The 17,545-nt window shown below is 65.3% G+C and carries 9 protein-coding genes and 1 pseudogene; 4 read left to right on the plus strand and 6 right to left on the minus strand.

What is annotated here, in order from left to right; translation table 11 throughout:
* The first annotated feature begins 102 nt into the window (after positions 1-102).
* Both CAG33_RS20700 and msrA read left to right on the plus strand, forming a co-directional pair.
* A complete protein-coding gene (locus CAG33_RS20700) occupies positions 103-2,799 on the plus strand; it encodes a GGDEF and EAL domain-containing protein (RefSeq protein WP_085585324.1) in 2,697 nt (898 codons plus the stop codon).
* A 119-nt stretch (positions 2,800-2,918) separates the two neighbouring features.
* Positions 2,919-3,584 carry a peptide-methionine (S)-S-oxide reductase MsrA gene (msrA, locus tag CAG33_RS20705; protein ID WP_085585326.1) on the plus strand — a complete coding sequence of 222 codons (666 nt, stop codon included), beginning with the start codon at positions 2,919-2,921 and terminating at the stop codon, positions 3,582-3,584.
* A gap of 54 nt (positions 3,585-3,638) precedes the next feature.
* Here msrA and CAG33_RS20710 read toward each other — a convergent pair whose 3' ends face one another.
* The 4 genes from CAG33_RS20710 to putP all read right to left on the minus strand — a co-directional run bounded on the left by CAG33_RS20710 (position 3,639) and on the right by putP (position 9,129).
* Positions 3,639-4,478: a 23S rRNA (adenine(2030)-N(6))-methyltransferase RlmJ gene (locus tag CAG33_RS20710; RefSeq protein ID WP_085585328.1), complete on the minus strand. Its 840-nt coding sequence runs from the start codon at positions 4,476-4,478 to the stop codon at positions 3,639-3,641.
* Between the two features lie 97 nt (positions 4,479-4,575).
* Positions 4,576-5,322 carry a DUF4123 domain-containing protein gene (locus CAG33_RS20715; protein WP_085585330.1) on the minus strand — a complete coding sequence of 249 codons (747 nt, stop codon included), beginning with the start codon at positions 5,320-5,322 and terminating at the stop codon, positions 4,576-4,578.
* Positions 5,267-7,282, minus strand: coding sequence for a type VI secretion system tip protein VgrG (locus tag CAG33_RS20720; RefSeq protein ID WP_085640372.1), 2,016 nt, complete (start codon positions 7,280-7,282; stop codon positions 5,267-5,269). Before CAG33_RS20720 ends, CAG33_RS20715 begins: the two co-directional genes overlap by 56 nt.
* A 362-nt stretch (positions 7,283-7,644) precedes the next feature.
* Positions 7,645-9,129: a sodium/proline symporter PutP gene (gene putP, locus CAG33_RS20725; RefSeq protein ID WP_085585334.1), complete on the minus strand. Its 1,485-nt coding sequence runs from the start codon at positions 9,127-9,129 to the stop codon at positions 7,645-7,647.
* A 458-nt stretch (positions 9,130-9,587) separates the two neighbouring features.
* Here putP and putA point away from each other — a divergent pair, with 458 nt between their 5' ends.
* A complete protein-coding gene (gene putA, locus CAG33_RS20730; RefSeq protein ID WP_085640374.1) occupies positions 9,588-13,541 on the plus strand; it encodes a trifunctional transcriptional regulator/proline dehydrogenase/L-glutamate gamma-semialdehyde dehydrogenase in 3,954 nt (1,317 codons plus the stop codon).
* A gap of 143 nt (positions 13,542-13,684) precedes the next feature.
* Positions 13,685-15,487 (plus strand): acyl-CoA dehydrogenase, encoded by a 1,803-nt coding sequence (locus tag CAG33_RS20735; protein ID WP_085640376.1) that lies wholly within the window; start codon positions 13,685-13,687, stop codon positions 15,485-15,487.
* 106 nt (positions 15,488-15,593) lie between these two features.
* Here CAG33_RS20735 and CAG33_RS29090 read toward each other — a convergent pair whose 3' ends face one another.
* Both CAG33_RS29090 and CAG33_RS29095 read right to left on the minus strand, forming a co-directional pair.
* Complete coding sequence (locus CAG33_RS29090; protein ID WP_371856122.1) at positions 15,594-16,439, minus strand: methyl-accepting chemotaxis protein; 846 nt, start codon at positions 16,437-16,439, stop codon at positions 15,594-15,596.
* Between the two features lie 21 nt (positions 16,440-16,460).
* Positions 16,461-17,531 (minus strand): annotated as a pseudogene (locus CAG33_RS29095) (cache domain-containing protein); the annotation flags it as partial.
* Positions 17,532-17,545 lie beyond the last annotated feature (14 nt).

Here is a 17,545-nt window from a genome sequence, read left to right on the forward strand (position 1 = left end):
TCTCTTGTCAGTCGGTGCCGCAATGATGCAACCTTGCCGCAGGCAACAGTAAAGAGGGCGAGAGCCCGGCGCGTTCAGCATATTTCCAAGCGAGTTCCCTTCATGAAGAGCCAACCCGATGCCGCCAGCCGTATGGTGGCCGAGGTAGTGACGCAGTTGCCTGTGCCCTCGCGGCTCGGCATGCTGCGTTTCGAGCGCCTGAATGAAGCGAGCTGGGCGATGCTGTTCCTCGACCCCAACTGCGAACGCCAGTTCGGCCAGCCGGCCGTCGAGCTCTGCGCCCTGGTCGGCTCGCCCTACGCCAGCCTGATGGAGCCGGAGGCGCGCTATCAGCTGCACGACACGATCCAGCAGCAACTGAGCGCGAGCCCCCATTACCTGGTGCGCTACACCCTGCACACCGCCGCCGGCGTGCTGAGCGTGCTGGAACTGGGAGAGGCCTACAAACAGCACAACCGCCATCTGCTGCGCGGTTACCTGCTGGTGGTCGACGATGTGTTCGACGACGTGCCGGCGCTGCCCTCCGTCGACCTGGAAACCCAGAACTCACGCCTGCAGATCGCCCTGGAACTCAACCAGCGCGCCCAGCAGGAACAACTGCAGCACCTGGAGCGGGTGCGCGCCCAGCAAGACCTGATCCTGCTGCTGGCCCGCCAGCGCTACAGCAGCCACAACTCACTGCAGGAAGCGGCCGAACTGATCACCCGCTGCGCCTGCGACATCTATGAGATCGACTGCGCCAGCCTGTGGAACCTCGAAGGCCAACAGTTGGTGCCGATCTCGGCCTACCACCGCGCCAGCCAGGAATACCTGCTGCCGGACGTGATCGACGTCAGCGGTTTCCCCGACTACATGGAGGCGCTGCACAGCAGCCGCGCCATCGACGCCCACAATGCGATGCACGACCCGCGCACCCGCGACATGGCCGAAGCCCTGCGCCCGCGCGACGTCAATGCGATGCTCGACGCCAGCATCCGGGTCGACGGCCAGGTGGTCGGCGTGCTCTGCCTGGAGCAGACCGGCGTGACCCGCGCCTGGCAATCCGACGAGATCGCCTTTGCCGGCGAACTGGCCGACCAGTTCGCCCAAGTCATCAACAACCACAACCGACGCACCGCCACCAGCGCCCTGCATCTGTTCCAGCGAGCGGTCGAGCAGAGCGCCAACGCCTTTCTGCTGGTCAACTGCGAAGGCGTGGTCGAGTACGTCAACCCCAGCTTCACCGCCATCACCCAGTACACCACCGAGGAAGTTCACGGCCAGCGCCTGTCTGAGCTGCCGGCCCTGGAGAACCTCAGCGAGCTGCTGTTCGACGCGCCGTCGGCGCTGGCCAAGAGCAACAGTTGGCAGGGCGAATTCAAGAGCCGGCGCAAGAACCTCGAACCGTACTGGGGGCAACTGTCGATCTCCAAGGTCTACGGCGACAACCGCGAGTTGACCCATTACATCGGCATCTACGAAGACATCACCCAGAGCAAGCTGGCGCAGCAGCGCATCGAACGCCTGGCCTACACCGACAACCTGACCAACCTGGGCAACCGCCCCGCGTTCATCCGCAACCTGGACGAGCGCTTCGCCCGAGACAGCGATACCCCGATCAGCCTGCTGCTGGTGGACATCGACAACTTCAAGCGGATCAACGACAGCCTCGGCCACCAGACCGGCGACAAGCTGCTGATCAGCCTGGCCCGGCGCCTGCGCAACAGCCTGAGCCCGAGCGGCAGCCTGGCGCGGTTCGCCAGCAACGAATTCGCGGTGCTGCTGGACAACACCGACCTTGAGGCCGGCCAACAGATCGCCAGCCAGCTGCTGATGACCCTCGACAAACCGATGTTCGTCGACAACCAGCTGATCAGCGTCACCGGTTCCGTGGGCCTGGCCAGCGCGCCGCTGCACGGCCGCGATCCGCAGACCCTGATGCGCAACGCGGGCCTGGCGCTGCACAAGGCCAAGGCCAACGGCAAGCATCAGGTGCAGGTGTTCACCGAAGCCTTGAACGCCGAGGCCAGCTACAAGCTGTTCGTCGAGAACAACCTGCGCCGGGCCCTGACCCAGAACGAACTGGACGTGTTCTACCAGCCCAAGCTGTGCCTGCGCAGCGGCCGGCTGCTGGGCATGGAAGCGCTGCTGCGCTGGAATCACCCGGAGCGCGGCATGATCCGCCCGGATCAGTTCATCAGCGTCGCCGAAGAAACCGGGCTGATCATCCCGATCGGCAAATGGATCGCCCGCCAGGCCTGCCGCATGAGCAAGGCCCTGACCGCCGCCGGCCTGGGCAACCTGCAGGTGGCGATCAACCTGTCGCCCAAGCAGTTCTCCGACCCGGACCTGGTGGCGTCCATCGCCAACATCCTCAAGGAAGAAGCGCTGCCGGCCAACCTGCTGGAACTGGAACTGACCGAAGGCCTGCTGCTGGAGGCCACCGAAGACACCCACCTGCAGCTCGACCAGCTCAAGCGCCTGGGCCTGACCCTGGCCATGGACGACTTCGGCACCGGCTACTCGTCGCTCAGCTACCTGAAGAAATTCCCGATCGACATCATCAAGATCGACCGCAGCTTCATCCATGAGATCCCGGACAACCAGGACGACATGGAAATCACTTCCGCCGTGATCGCCATGGCCCACAACCTGAAGCTGAAGGTGGTGGCCGAAGGCATCGAGACCGCCGAGCAGCTGGCGTTCCTGCGCCGCCACCGCTGCGACGTCGGCCAGGGCTACCTGTTCGACCGGCCGATCCCCGGCGCCGAACTGATCGGCACGCTCAAGCGCTACCCGCGCGGCCCGCTGTCCCTGTAAGACCTGCCCCGGCCCGGATGGGCCAATCCCACATCGTTTGGCTAGTGATTAACTCGGCATCATTGGGCACACTGGCGGTCTGCTGATTGAACATCCCATCCTGACTGAGAGGAACGATCATGGTTCTGCGCTCGGAAATTCTGGTGAACAAAAACGTGCTACCGACTCAAGATCAAGCCCTGCCCGGCCGAGAAACCCCGATGGCCCTGCCCGAAAACCATTTCGTCTTCAAAGACACCCCGCTGCTCGGCCCGTTCTTCGACGATGTCGAGTTCGCCATTTTCGGCCTGGGTTGCTTCTGGGGCGCCGAGCGCCGCTTCTGGCAGCGCGAGGGCGTGGTCAGCACCGTGGTCGGCTACGCCGGCGGCTACACGCCGAACCCGACCTACGAAGAAGTCTGCTCGGGCCTGACCGCTCACGCCGAAGTGGTGCTGGTGGTGTTCGACAAGGCGAAAGTCAGCTACCAGGACCTGCTGAACATGTTCTGGGAACTGCACAACCCGACCCAGGGCATGCGCCAGGGCAACGACATCGGCACCCAGTACCGTTCGGTGATCTACGCCACCACCCCGGAGCAGCTGGATGCGGCGAACAAGAGCAAGGCCGTGTACCAGGCCGAGCTGAACAAGGCCGGCCTGGGCGAGATCAGCACCGAGATCGAGCAGGCCCCGACCGTGTACTTCGCCGAGGCCTATCACCAGCAGTACCTGGCGAAGAACCCGGAAGGCTACTGCGGAATCGGCGGCACCGGCGTGTGCATGCCGCCGAGCCTGGCGGGCAACTAAGCTTGAAACCGTGGCGAGGGCGTTGCTCCCTCGCCACAACTGGTTAAATGTTGATCAGCTCTCGGCGATCAACCAATCCATCTGCCAGCCGCCCTGGGTCTGCCCAAGCTTCTTGGACAGCCACGGCAGCAGCTCGCGCAACTCCTCTTCCAGCCCCCACGGCGGATTGGCGATCGCCAGTCCCGAGCCGTTCAGGCTGTTGGGCGTGTCCAGGGGATGCACCAGCAGTTCGACCCGCAGCAGTTTCGGTGCGCCGGTGCCGGCCAGGTCCTGGTAGAAACGGCGCAGGGCGCGCTGGTCCTTCACCGGGTACCAGATCGCCGCCACGGTCTGACGCATCCGCGAGATCGCCTCTTTCAGGGAAGCGGCGCAGCGCTGCATCTCGTCGAGCTTCTCGAACGGCGGATCGATCAGCATCACCGCACGTTTTTCGGCCACCGGCAGCAGCGCCCGCGCCACGTGCCAGCCTTCGCCCAGGTGCACCGCCACCCGACGGTCGCCCTTCATGTTGTCCTTGAGCAGCACGCCGTCCTGCGGGTGCTTCTCGTTGAGCAACACCCGGTCCTGCGGCCGGGTCAGGCGCCGCGCCAGTTCCGGCGAGCCGGGGTAGTAGCGCAGCTGGCCGTCCGGGTTCATCTCGTGCAGCACCTGCATGTAGTCGGCGGTCAGCGCCGGCAGGTCAGGCTGGTTCCACAACCGTGCGATGCCTTCCAGGTATTCGCCGGTGCGGTTGGCCTGATCGCCCTGCAGGTCATACAGGCCGATGCCGGCGTGGCTGTCGAGATAGGCAAACGGCTGCTCCTTGCGCGACATCAGGGCGATGAGGCGGGTCAAGGTCAGGTGTTTGAACACATCGGCGTGGTTGCCGGCATGGAAGGCGTGACGATAATTCATGGTGGCTCCTGCGAGGGCCGCAAAGTTTACCTTTTACCGGGCGGCAAGTCAGGGGGCCGCAGCCGAACGGGCCGCTAAGGCCCCTCGCCCGCCAACCTCACTGCGTTTCCTCCAACAGGTAATCCAGCAGCGCCGTTTCCGACGCCTCTTGCGACACCGAAACCCGATAAAACCTTGCGACCTTGTGGCGCAGCACATCGGCCGGAAATGCCTGGGCCAGCGCCGGATGCGCCTCGTTCAGCCACTGCAAAGCGTTGCGCATCCGGACATCGCCGCCGAACGACGCCAGCAGCCCTTGCGGCACCCGCCACCAAGGAAAGGCACACCCCGAGGCTTGCCCCCGGCCACCGACCGTCACCGCCCGGCCATTGACCAGGGCACGCCCGAAGACCGCCAGCAGCGTCTCCGCATCGACCTCAGGCGACGCCAGGATCGGCAATAGGAAGCGCCCGTCCCAGAACCGGAAGAACGCCGGGCGCCCATCCGACAGAAGCACTTGCGTCAGGCTGCAAAGATGCGCGGCCACTTCTTCAAGGCTTGCCGAGGACACCCCCAGCCACCCCCAATCCTCAGACTCGGTGCTCGCCGCCCATTCCAGAAACTCACTGTCGGCGGCAACGACTCCCACGTAAGGCATTACCGCTTCCCACTCGGAAAATGCCGTTTCCGCCCAGACCGGTGTCGGCGCCTGCGAGGGCCAAGCCTTGAGCGGCTCTCCCGCGCTGGCACCGCTCAACACCGCAAACAACTGTTCCGAAGGCTTCAGCGGCTCAGCCGCCAGCCATTGATCAGGTCGCACAGATTCCCTCCTTGCACCGCTCGCACTCTTCGCAGAACGGCGCATCACTTTTCAGGCTCATGATTTGCGCGGCGGTCAGGATCGCCGCCGGCGCTGCCGCCAACCCCGCCGCCTGCCCCGCCACCGCCGGGGCCGCCGCCATCGGCGCCATCGGCGCGCCGCCCACCTGGATCGGCACGCTGCTGAAGATCCCGCCGGGGCCGATATTGATCCACTGTCCGCCCGCCTGGATCGTCGCGCTGGCGCCGCCGTCGATCACCACCTGCTGGCCGGCGCTGACGTGGAACTGTGCACTGGCGCTGAACGCCTGACTGCTCACGCGGACATGCCGGTCGCCGGTCACCGTGAGGTGGTCGTCCTGCTTCACCTCGGCCTGGCGCCGGCCGTGGGTGATGCGCTGTTCGTCGGCCTTCAGTTCGTGCTTCGCCAGACCGGTGACGACGACGCTGCGCTGGTTGTCCACCCGCACCTGTTGGTCGTGCAGCACATGCTGCGTCCAGTTGCGCTGGGCGCGCAGGTAGATTTCCTCGGCGCCCTTGCGGTCCTCGATGCGCAGTTCGTTGTAGCCCCCGCCGCCGGGGCTGCTCTGGCTGCGGAACACACTGCGGGTCTTGTCTGCCGGAAGCTCCAGCGGCACTGGGGTGGCGGCGTTCGGCAGGCAGCCCATGACCAGCGGCTTGTCCGCGTCGGCATCGACGAACCCCACCAGCACTTCCATGCCGACCCGCGGGATCAGCACGCTGCCGTAGCGGTCGTGGGCCCAACCGGTGGCGACCCGCAGCCAGCAACTGGAATGCTCATTGAGTTCGCCGTCCCGGTCCCAGGCCAGTTGCACCTTGATCCGCCCGTACTCGTCGCAGTGGATCTCGCTGTCTTTCGGCCCGGTGACGGCCGCCGGCTGGTAGCCGGACATCCGCGGTTTTTCCGGAACCGCTGACGGGCGGAAGAAGACGTCCCACGGCGTGGCGAGAAAAGTGTTGCGGTAACCCTGGAACGCTTCCCCGTCGCTGGTGACCGATTCCTCCAGCACCTGTGGCTGGCGCCCCCGGTGCTCGACGGCGGTCAACAGCCACAGGTCGTTCCAGTCCTGGCGTGGATGCTCGATCAGTTGCAGGAAATGTCCGCTGAGCAACGCGGATTCGTCGCTGTGCCCCTCCGCCAGGCAGTGGTCGGCCAGGTGCCGCTCCAGGGTTCGCCGGGCCATTCGCTTGCCGGCCTCCCGCTCGGTGAACTGGCCGGGAAAGTGATAGTCCTCCAGCACCGGCCGCTGCTCGCTGTCGACCCGGGCCTCCAGGGACAGCTGCGGCTTTTCGAAATCGTAGTCACGGCGGGTGACCACGCTGGTGCGGGTCTCGACCCGGACACTCAGGCGCTTGACCGCCGGCGCCGCGGCGGCCATGCCGCTGCCCGGCAGGTAGGGCGTCGCCCCGGCCAGGCGGGGAAACACGGTCTGGTCATCGCCGAACACCAGCAGATGCCCTTCCGGGCTGTGCTGAAAGTGGAAGTGAATGCCGACTTCGCCGCACAGCCGCTGAATGAACGTCAGGTCGCTTTCGGCGTATTGCACGCAGTATTCCCGGGGCGGGTATTCGCTGCCCAGACGGAATTCGAAGGCATCGCGCAGGATCCCGTGATCCTTGAGCACTTGCGCCACGATCTGCGGGACGCTCTGCCGCTGGAAGATCCGTTGGTTGATCCGGTGCCCGAGGTACGCCAGGCGCGGAACGAGGCTGACGTGATAGCGGGTCAGACGCTTGCCCGAATCCCCTTGGCCGACGCGATGGATCTGACCGTGGATGCCGGATCCTTGCACACCGAAACTCAGAAACGCCTGACGGTGCAGCAGGCTTTCGAGATCCAGGTCCGGTCGTTCGCTGACCAGTTCCAGGTCGAAGCGAAAAGGTTGGCTGATGGCTTCCTTGCCCGTGAACTCAAGCACTTTGAGGTCATAGTGGGCGCCTTCGAGGGTCAACGTGAAACGCGGTTGATGGGCAGGCGCGAACATCCGATGTGTCTCTGCAGAATGAAGGCGGGCGATTCTGCATGAGGGGCCAAGACTGGAGAGCCAGTGACAGGAAAATCAGATTTGCCCTACTTGAAACTTCGATCTCCCCTTCAAAAATCAGCGCTTTCAACTACAGACACATCCCTCAAATACATCGCTGAATCTGTGGGAGCTGGCTTGCCAGCGATGAGGTCGGCAGATTCGACTGTTCGCTGACCGACACGCCGCCATCGCTGGCAAGCCAGCTCCCACAGGGTTCTCCAATACTCTTGAAAAATTGCAGGCATGAAAAACGGCCCGCCTCCGGGGGGAGACGGGCCGTTTTCAGGTCAGGCAATGGGCTGAGGCTCAGCCCGTCGCCCTCACTTGTTCAGGTGGTAATCCTGCTCGGCCGCCTCGAAGCGCTGAACCATGCCGGCGCTCGGCTGGCCCATCAGGCTGACCAGGTAGATCGCCAGGCTGGCGAAGATGAAGCCCGGGATGATTTCGTACAGGCCCAGCAGTTCGAAATGCTTCCACACGATCACGGTCACCGCGCCGACCAGGATGCCGGCCAGGGCGCCGTTGCGGGTCATGCCCTTCCAGATCACCGAAATCAGCACGACAGGGCCGAACGCCGCACCGAAACCGGCCCAGGCGTAGGACACCAGACCCAGCACGCGGTTTTCCGGGTTGGCCGCCATGGCGATGGCGATCAGCGCCACCAGCAGCACCATGGCGCGGCCGACCCACACCAGTTCCAGCTGCGAAGCGGACTTGCGCAGGAAGGTCTTGTAGAAGTCTTCGGTCAGGGCGCTCGAGCACACCAGCAGCTGGCAGCTCAGCGTGCTCATCACCGCCGCCAGGATGGCCGACAGCAGCACACCGGCGATCCACGGGTTGAACAGCAGCTTGGCCAGTTCGATGAACACACGCTCATGGTTCTCGCTGACCGGAGTGGCCACGGCCGGGTTGGCCGAGAAGTAAGCGATGCCGAAGAAGCCCACCGCCACGGTGCCGCCCAGGCACAGGATCATCCAGGTCATGGAGATGCGGCGGGCGTTGGCGATGGATTTCACCGAGTCGGCGGCCATGAAGCGCGCCAGGATGTGCGGCTGGCCGAAGTAGCCCAGGCCCCAGCCCATCAGCGAGATGATGCCGATGAAGGTGGTGCCCTTGAGCATGTCGAAGTTGCTCGGGTCGTTGGCCTCGATGGCCAGGAACGTGGTGTCCACGCCGCCGGTGGCCAACAGCACGATGATCGGCGTGAGGATCAGGGCGAAGATCATCAGGGTGGCCTGGACGGTGTCGGTCCAGCTCACCGCCAGGAAGCCGCCGACGAAGGTGTAGGCGATGGTCGCCGCAGCGCCGGCCCACAGCGCGGTCTCGTAGGACATGCCGAAGGTGCTTTCGAACAGGCGGGCGCCGGCCACGATGCCGGACGCGCAATAGATGGTGAAGAACACCAGGATCACCACCGCCGAGATGATCCGCAGCAGGCCGCTCTTGTCTTCGAAACGGCTGGCGAAGTAGTCCGGCAGGGTCAGCGCATCGCCGTTGTGCTCGGTCTGCACCCGCAGGCGGCCGGCGACGAACAGCCAGTTCAGGTAGGCGCCGACGATCAGGCCGATGGCGATCCAGCTTTCGGACAGGCCGGACATGTAGATGGCGCCCGGCAGGCCCATCAGCAGCCAGCCGCTCATGTCGGAGGCACCGGCGGACAGGGCCGTCACGACGCTGCCGAGGCTGCGGCCGCCAAGAATGTAGTCGGAGAGGTTGTTGGTGGAGCGATAGGCCATGAAGCCGATCAGCACCATTGCTGCGATGTAGATCACGAACGTGATCAGTGTTGGATTGCTTGCGCTCATTACGTTTCGGCCCTGGCTTTGTTTTTATGTAGCGGCGGCGGTTGCACCGTCTGCAGACTGACGCCTGAAGGACGAAATGCACGGCCGCGCATTTATGACCGATGTTTCCCCAGGAAAGCCATCGGCCGATGCACCGGGTTGTCCCGGTTGCACCTAGGGCGCGAATCCTATGCAACAAAACAGAACAGGTGCAACCTGTTTCTTGGGAATCAGTTGCACCTACATCGCTTTTTCGGACGAAACGACTGTTTTTGCCCCCAGCCTGGCGCATTGTCTGCACGACGCCCCCGCGAAAGCAGCACGCTAGAGCGGTCACTTCAAGCCAGAAAATAATTCCTGACGAGCTGCCGATAATTCCGACAAAAAATGGGTTGCACCCGGTTGCACCTCTTCCGGGCCGAAGCTAATCTTGCCGCCAGCTGTTGCCGCGCAATTGCGGCACCTATGAGGATAAGAATATGGCTACCACCACCCTTGGGGTCAAACTCGACGACCCGACCCGCGAGCGCCTGAAAGCCGCCGCGACCTCGATTGACCGCACGCCGCACTGGCTGATCAAACAGGCGATTTTCAATTACCTGGAAAAACTCGAGGGTGGTGCAACCCTGAACGAGCTCAACGGCCTGGCCGTCAAGGACGCCGATGACGCGGGCGAAGTCCACGTGGACCATGCCCACCAATGCTTCCTCGAATTCGCCGAAAGCATCCTGCCGCAATCGGTGCTGCGCGCCGCGATCACCGCCGCCTACCGCCGCCCCGAGCCGGAAGTGGTGCCGATGCTGATCGAACAGGCCCGCCTGCCGGCGCCGATGGCCGAAGCCACCAACAAGCTCGCCGCGACCATCGCGGAAAAACTGCGCAACCAGAAGAGCGCCGGCGGCCGTGCCGGCATCGTCCAGGGCCTGCTGCAGGAATTCTCCCTGTCGTCCCAGGAAGGCGTGGCGCTGATGTGCCTGGCCGAAGCGCTGCTGCGCATCCCGGACAAGGGCACCCGCGACGCCCTGATCCGCGACAAGATCAGCACCGGCAACTGGCAGCCGCATCTGGGCAACAGCCCGTCGCTGTTCGTCAACGCCGCCACCTGGGGCCTGCTGCTGACCGGCAAGCTGGTCTCCACCCACAACGAAGCGGGCCTGACCTCGTCCCTGAGCCGCATCATCGGCAAGAGCGGCGAGCCGATGATCCGCAAGGGCGTGGACATGGCCATGCGCCTGATGGGCGAGCAGTTCGTCACCGGCGAAACCATCGCCGAAGCGCTGGCCAACGCGAGCAAGTTCGAAGCCAAGGGCTTCCGCTACTCCTACGACATGCTCGGCGAAGCCGCGCTGACCGAACACGACGCCCAGAAGTACCTGGCCTCGTACGAACAAGCCATCCACTCGATCGGCAAAGCCTCCCACGGCCGTGGGATCTATGAAGGCCCGGGCATCTCGATCAAGCTGTCCGCCCTGCACCCGCGCTACAGCCGTGCCCAGTACGAGCGCGTGATGGACGAGCTGTACCCGCGCCTGCTGTCGCTGACCCTGCTGGCCAAGCAGTACGACATCGGCCTGAACATCGACGCCGAAGAGGCCGACCGCCTCGAACTGTCGCTGGACCTGCTGGAACGCCTGTGCTTCGAGCCGCAGCTGACCGGCTGGAACGGCATCGGCTTCGTGATCCAGGCCTATCAGAAGCGCTGCCCGTACGTGATCGACTACGTCATCGACCTGGCGCGCCGCAGCCGCCACCGCCTGATGATCCGCCTGGTGAAAGGCGCGTACTGGGACAGCGAGATCAAGCGCGCCCAGCTCGAAGGCCTGGAAGGCTACCCGGTCTACACCCGCAAGGTGTACACCGACGTTTCCTACATCGCCTGCGCCCGCAAACTGCTGTCGGTGCCGGAAGTCATCTACCCGCAGTTCGCCACCCACAACGCCCACACGCTGTCGGCCATCTACCACATCGCCGGCCAGAACTATTACCCGGGCCAGTACGAGTTCCAGTGCCTGCACGGCATGGGCGAACCGCTGTACGAACAAGTCGTGGGCAAGGTCGCCGAAGGCAAGCTGAACCGTCCGTGCCGCGTGTACGCCCCGGTCGGCACCCACGAGACCCTGCTCGCCTACCTGGTGCGCCGCCTGCTGGAAAACGGCGCGAACACCTCGTTCGTCAACCGCATCGCCGACCAGTCGATCTCGATCCAGGAACTGGTGGCCGATCCGGTCGCAAGCATCGAGCAGATGGCCACCGTGGAAGGCGGCTTCGGCCTGCCGCACCCGCGCATTCCGCTGCCGCGTGACCTGTACGGCTCCGAGCGCGCCAACTCCAGCGGCATCGACATGGCCAACGAACACCGTCTGGCGTCGTTGTCCTGCGCCCTGCTGGCCACCGCGCACAACAACTGGAAAGCCGCGCCGATGCTCGGCTGCGCCTCCAGCAACGAAGCGCCGGCGCCGGTGCTGAACCCGGCGGACCACCGCGACGTGGTCGGCCACGTGCAGGAAGCCACCGTCGACGACGTCAACAATGCGATCCAGTGCGCCCTGAGCGCCGCGCCGATCTGGCAGGCCACCCCGCCGGCCGAACGCGCCGCGATCCTCGAGCGCGCCGCCGACCTGATGGAAGCCGAGATCCAGCCGCTGATGGGCCTGCTGGCCCGCGAAGCCGGCAAGACCTTCGCCAACGCCATCGCCGAAGTCCGCGAAGCCGTCGACTTCCTGCGCTACTACGCCGTGCAGGCCCGCAATGACTTCAGCAACGACGCCCACCGTCCGCTGGGCCCTGTGGTGTGCATCAGCCCGTGGAACTTCCCGCTGGCGATCTTCAGCGGCCAGGTCGCCGCCGCGCTGGCCGCCGGTAACCCGGTGCTGGCCAAGCCGGCCGAACAGACCCCGCTGGTGGCCGCCCAGGCCGTGCGCCTGCTGCTCGAAGCCGGGATTCCGGAAGGCGTGCTGCAACTGCTGCCGGGCCGCGGCGAAACCGTCGGCGCCGGCCTGGTGGGCGACGAGCGCGTCAAAGGCGTGATGTTCACCGGCTCCACCGAGGTGGCGCGCCTGCTGCAGCGCAACATCGCCGGCCGCCTGGACAACCAGGGCCGTCCGATCCCGCTGATCGCCGAGACCGGCGGCCAGAACGCGATGATCGTCGACTCTTCGGCGCTGACCGAACAGGTGGTGATCGACGTGGTGTCCTCGGCGTTCGACAGCGCCGGCCAGCGTTGCTCGGCCCTGCGCGTGCTGTGCCTGCAGGAAGACTCCGCCGACCGCGTCATCGAAATGCTCAAGGGCGCGATGGCCGAATCCCGTCTCGGCAACCCTGAGCGCCTGGCCGTGGACATCGGCCCTGTCATCGACGCCGAAGCCAAGGCCGGCATCGAGAAGCACATCCAGGGCATGCGCGACAAAGGCCGCAGCGTGTACCAGGTGGCCATCGCCGACGCCGAGGAAGTCAAGCGCGGCACCTTCGTCATGCCGACCCTGATCGAGCTGGAAAGCTTCGACGAGCTGCAGCGCGAAATCTTCGGCCCGGTGCTGCACGTAGTGCGCTACAAGCGCAAGGACATCGACCAGCTGATCGGCCAGATCAACGCCTCCGGCTACGGCCTGACCCTGGGCGTGCACACCCGCATCGACGAGACCATCGCCAAGGTGATCGACAACGTCAACGCCGGTAACGTCTACGTCAACCGCAACATCGTCGGCGCCGTGGTCGGCGTCCAGCCGTTCGGCGGCGAAGGCCTGTCGGGCACCGGCCCGAAAGCCGGCGGCCCGCTGTACCTGTACCGCCTGCTGTCCACCCGCCCGGCCGACGCCATCGGGCAGTCGTTCGCCCGCGGCGACGCGACCAACGCGCCGGACGTGCGCCTGCGCGACGCCATGGCCAAGCCGCTGGCCGCCCTGAAGGCCTGGGCCGACAGCAACCAGTACGCTGACCTCAGCACCCTGTGCGTGCAGTACGGCGCCCAATCGCAGAGCGGCATCACCCGCGTGCTGGCCGGCCCGACCGGCGAGCGCAACAGCTACACGATCCTGCCGCGCGAGCACGTGCTGTGCCTGGCGGACATCGAAGGCGACCTGCTGACCCAGCTGGCCGCGGTGCTGGCGGTGGGCGGCTCGGCGGTCTGGCCGGAGTCCGACACCAGCAAGGCATTGTTCGCACGCCTGCCGAAGGACATTCAGGCGCGGATCAAGCGCGTGGCCGACTGGAACAAGGACGAGACGATGTTCGACGCCGTGCTGCACCACGGTCATTCCGACCAGCTGCGCGCGGTGTGCGAGCAGGTGGCCAAGCGCAGCGGCGCGATCGTCGGCGTCCAGGGCCTGTCCCAGGGCGAGACCAACATTGCGCTGGAGCGTCTGGTGATCGAGCGGGCGTTGAGCGTCAACACCGCCGCGGCGGGCGGCAACGCCAGTCTGATGACTATCGGTTAATCAGCGACTCTGCCAGCCACATAAAAATGGGCGCCCTCACCGGCGCCCATTTTTTTTGCCTCTCCATCACCGTTATCAATCTTCCTGTTCAGCCTTTATTCGCACACCTAGACTCGATCCATTCCAAATACAGGTAGGCCGCCATGTCCGAGACGCTGCTCAGTTCCCGCAATCTGGCTTTCGAGCTGTACGAAGTCCTCGACGCCGAAGGTCTGACCCGGCGCGAGCGGTTTGCCGAACACAGCCGCGAAACCTTCGACGCCGCCATCGACACCGCCCGCAGCATCGCCGAGCAGCGCTTTGCGCCGCACAACCGCAAGGGCGACGAGAACGAACCGCGCTACGAGAACGGCCAGGCGATCCTGATTCCTGAAGTGAAGCCGGCGGTGGACGCGTTCCTGGAGGCCGGCTTCCTCAATGCGGCGCGCAGTTTCGAGGCCGGCGGCATGCAGTTGCCGACGCTGCTGTCCCAGGCCTGCTTCGCGCATTTCCAGTCGGCCAACGCGGCGACCACCTCGTACCCGTTCCTGACCATGGGCGCGGCCAACCTGATCGAGAGCTTCGGCACCGAGGAGCAGAAGCAGCGCTTCCTGGAGCCGATGATCGACGGCCGCTTCTTCGGCACCATGGCCCTGACCGAGCCCCACGCCGGCTCGTCGCTGTCGGACATCCGCACCCGCGCCGAACCGGCGGCCGACGGCACCTACCGCCTGAAGGGCAACAAGATCTTCATTTCCGGCGGCGACCATCCGCTGTCGGAAAACATCGTGCACATGGTGCTGGCCAAGCTGCCGGACGCGCCGCCGGGCGTGAAAGGCATTTCGCTGTTCATCGTGCCCAAGTTCCTGGTCAACGACGACGGCAGCCTCGGCAAACGCAACGACGTGCTGCTGGCCGGGCTGTTCCACAAGATGGGCTGGCGCGGCACCACCTCCACGGCGCTGAACTTCGGCGACAACGGCGAGTGCGTCGGCTATCTGGTGGGCAAGCCGCACCACGGCCTGAGCTACATGTTCCAGATGATGAACGAGGCGCGGATCGGCGTCGGCATGGGCGCGGTGATGCTCGGTTACGCCGGCTACCTCTATTCGCTGGAATACGCCCGCGAACGGCCGCAAGGGCGGCTGCCGGACAGCAAGGATCCGACCACGGCGCCGGTGGCGATCATCCGCCACGCGGACGTGCGGCGCATGCTGCTGACCCAGAAGGCCTATGTGGAAGGCGCCTTCGACCTCGGCCTGTACGCCGCCCGACTGTTCGACGACACCACCACGCTCGAGACCGAAGACGGGCGCAAGCAGGCCCATGAGTTGCTGGACCTGCTGACGCCGATCGTCAAATCCTGGCCGTCGGAGTTTTGCCTGAAGGCCAACGAACTGGCGATCCAGATCCTCGGCGGCCACGGCTACACCCGTGAATACCCGGTGGAGCAGTATTACCGCGACAACCGCCTGAACCCGATCCACGAGGGCACCCACGGCATCCAGTCCCTCGACTTGCTCGGGCGCAAACTGGCGCAGAACGGCGGCGCGGGGCTCAAGCAACTGATCCGCCTGATCGCCGACACCGCCGAACGCGCCCAAGCGTTCGATGCGCTCACGCCGCTGCGTGAGCCGTTGGAGAAACTGGTGGCCCGCCTCCAAGGCTTGACCCTCGGCCTGCTGACCGACCTGGCCCAAGGCAAGGTCAACGGCAGCCTGGCGAATTCGGCGCTGTACCTGAAAGTGTTCGGCCACGCGGTGATCGGCTGGCGTTGGCTGGAGCAGTCGATCCGTGCCGAGGAAGGCCTGGCCAAGGGCAATGCGGCGGACGCCGACTTCTATCAGGGCAAGCTGCAGGCGGCGCGGTATTTCCTGACCTGGGAGGTGCCGGGGTGCCACCATGAGCTGACCTTGCTGGAGGCTCGGGACGATACCTGCCTGGCCATGCAGGACGCCTGGTTCTGATCCAAGTCATGTGTGGTTTTTGAGGGCCATTCGCCAACAGGCTGGCTCCCACAGGAGAACGCGCTCCAATGTGGGAGCCAGCCTGCTGGCGATGGCGTCGACCCCATCAACTCAGCTTGAACCCGCCCATCTGCCGCGCCAGGTCATCGGCCAGGCGCCGCAGCATCTGACAGTCCTCGCGGCACGCCCTGACCTCTCCCGCCGTGGCCCGGGCCAGATCGGAAATGCCCTGAACGTTGCGGTTGATCTCTTCGGTCACCGCCGACTGCTCTTCGGTCGCCGTCGCCACCTGATGGTTCATGTCGCTGATGCGTTCCACCTGCCCGGTGATGGCGGTCAGCGACGCGCCGGTGCGCTGGCTCGACTCAACCCCGGTGCCGGTGGCGGCCTGGCCGGAGCGCATCGACGAGACGGCGTTTTCCGCGCCTTGCTTGAGGCTGCCGATCATCTGCTGGATTTCGTCGGTGGAAGCCTGGGTGCGCCGCGCCAGCGTGCGCACCTCATCGGCCACCACCGCAAAGCCACGGCCCATGTCCCCGGCCCGGGCCGCCTCGATGGCGGCGTTGAGCGCCAGCAGGTTGGTCTGTTCGGACACGCCGCGGATCACCGCCAGCACCTGATCGATGGACGCCACCTGCTGGGCCAGCTCGCCGACCGCGCCGGCCGCGACACCGATCTCGTCGGACATGCTTTCGATATGGCGGATTGAGCCGCCGACCACTTCCTGCGCCTGCTGAGCCTCGTCGCGGGCGGTCTGCGAGGCGAGCGCGGCATTGCCGGCGTTCTGCGCGATCTCCTGCACGGTGAGGCCCATTTCGTGGACGGCGGTGGCGACCATGTCGGTCATTTCCTGCTGGCGGCCGGAACGCTCGGCGGTGTTGTCCACCACCCGGGCAACCTGGCCGACGGCGACGCGCAGGCTTTCGCTGGTGGTCAGCACTTCGCCGATCATGGCGCGCTGGCTGTCCAGGAAACGGTTGAAGCCGCGGGCGAGGTCGCCCAGCTCATCGGCCCGGCTGGAATCTAACCGATGGGTCAAATCTCCACCACCGCTACCGATCGCTACCAATGCCGCTGTTACCTGACGGATCGGCCGCACCAATCCCTGGGCCAGCCACACCACCAGCGCCAGGCACAGCAGCGCCACCGCGACGCCGATGCCGCTGCTCATCCACATCGCACGGCGGGCCTCGGCGTAGATCTGCGACTGCGGCACTTCGGCCACCAGCGTCCAGCCCAGATCGCGCAGCGGCAGGCTGAAGGCGAGGAAATCTTCGCCATCGCGCCTGAAGGTGGCGCTCACCGCGGTCTTCTGGCCCAGCACGGCTTGCGCGGCACCTGCGCCGATCTGCTCGCTCAGCGTGCGCTTGCCGCTGAACTGCGCCTCGGGGTGCACCTGGATCAGACCGTCGGAACGCACGAGATAGACCTTGCCACGCTCGCCGAAGCTGAAGTCGTGGATCAGCTGCGACAGCTCTTTCATGCTCAGCCCGAGCCCCGCCACGCCCACCGTCTTGCCGGCCTGCTCGACCTTGAGGTCGATGAACAGCGCCAGCTCGCCGGTGGCGCCGTCCTTGTCGATGTTGAGGGTACGCGGCTGGCCGCTGTCCAGAAAGGCATAGAACCAGGCATCGGCCGGGTTGGAGCGGCTGAGGGTGCGGTCCAGGCCTTTTTCGGTGAGGTAATGGTTGGAGGCGGTGCCGACGATCAACGCCGTGAATGCTTTATGTTCGGCGCGGATGCCTTCCAGATACTGCACGAAGGCTGCCGTTTGGCTGCTGTCTTCGCCGTTGGCGAGCCAGTCGCGCACCATCTGGTTGCTGGCGATGTCCTTGGCGGCCGTCAGCGGCTGGACGAGGATGCGTTCGATGTCGTTGCGCGTCGCCTCGATGCTCGACGGCAGCGCCTGTTCCACCAGATAGCTCTGGGCGAGGCGGTTGACCACCAGGGTATAAATGCCGACCACGATCAGAATGCTGACCAGCAGGGCGGTGCCCATGCCGAGGATCAACTGCCACTGAATACTGCGCCGCCAGAACTGCATGGATCACCCCCGAG

Source organism: Pseudomonas sp. B3(2017) (genome assembly GCF_002113595.1).
GTDB classification, from domain to species: domain Bacteria; phylum Pseudomonadota; class Gammaproteobacteria; order Pseudomonadales; family Pseudomonadaceae; genus Aquipseudomonas; species Aquipseudomonas ekonensis.

Coding starts and splice junctions, on each gene's coding strand:
- CAG33_RS20700 (WP_085585324.1), top strand. CDS start 103: ATGAAGAGCCAACCCGATGCCGCCAGCCGTATGGTGGCCGAGGTAGTG.
- msrA (WP_085585326.1), top strand. CDS start 2,919: ATGGTTCTGCGCTCGGAAATTCTGGTGAACAAAAACGTGCTACCGACT.
- CAG33_RS20710 (WP_085585328.1), bottom strand. CDS start 4,478: ATGAATTATCGTCACGCCTTCCATGCCGGCAACCACGCCGATGTGTTC.
- CAG33_RS20715 (WP_085585330.1), bottom strand. CDS start 5,322: ATGCGCCGTTCTGCGAAGAGTGCGAGCGGTGCAAGGAGGGAATCTGTG.
- CAG33_RS20720 (WP_085640372.1), bottom strand. CDS start 7,282: ATGTTCGCGCCTGCCCATCAACCGCGTTTCACGTTGACCCTCGAAGGC.
- putP (WP_085585334.1), bottom strand. CDS start 9,129: ATGAGCGCAAGCAATCCAACACTGATCACGTTCGTGATCTACATCGCA.
- putA (WP_085640374.1), top strand. CDS start 9,588: ATGGCTACCACCACCCTTGGGGTCAAACTCGACGACCCGACCCGCGAG.
- CAG33_RS20735 (WP_085640376.1), top strand. CDS start 13,685: ATGTCCGAGACGCTGCTCAGTTCCCGCAATCTGGCTTTCGAGCTGTAC.
- CAG33_RS29090 (WP_371856122.1), bottom strand. CDS start 16,439: ATGATCGGCGAAGTGCTGACCACCAGCGAAAGCCTGCGCGTCGCCGTC.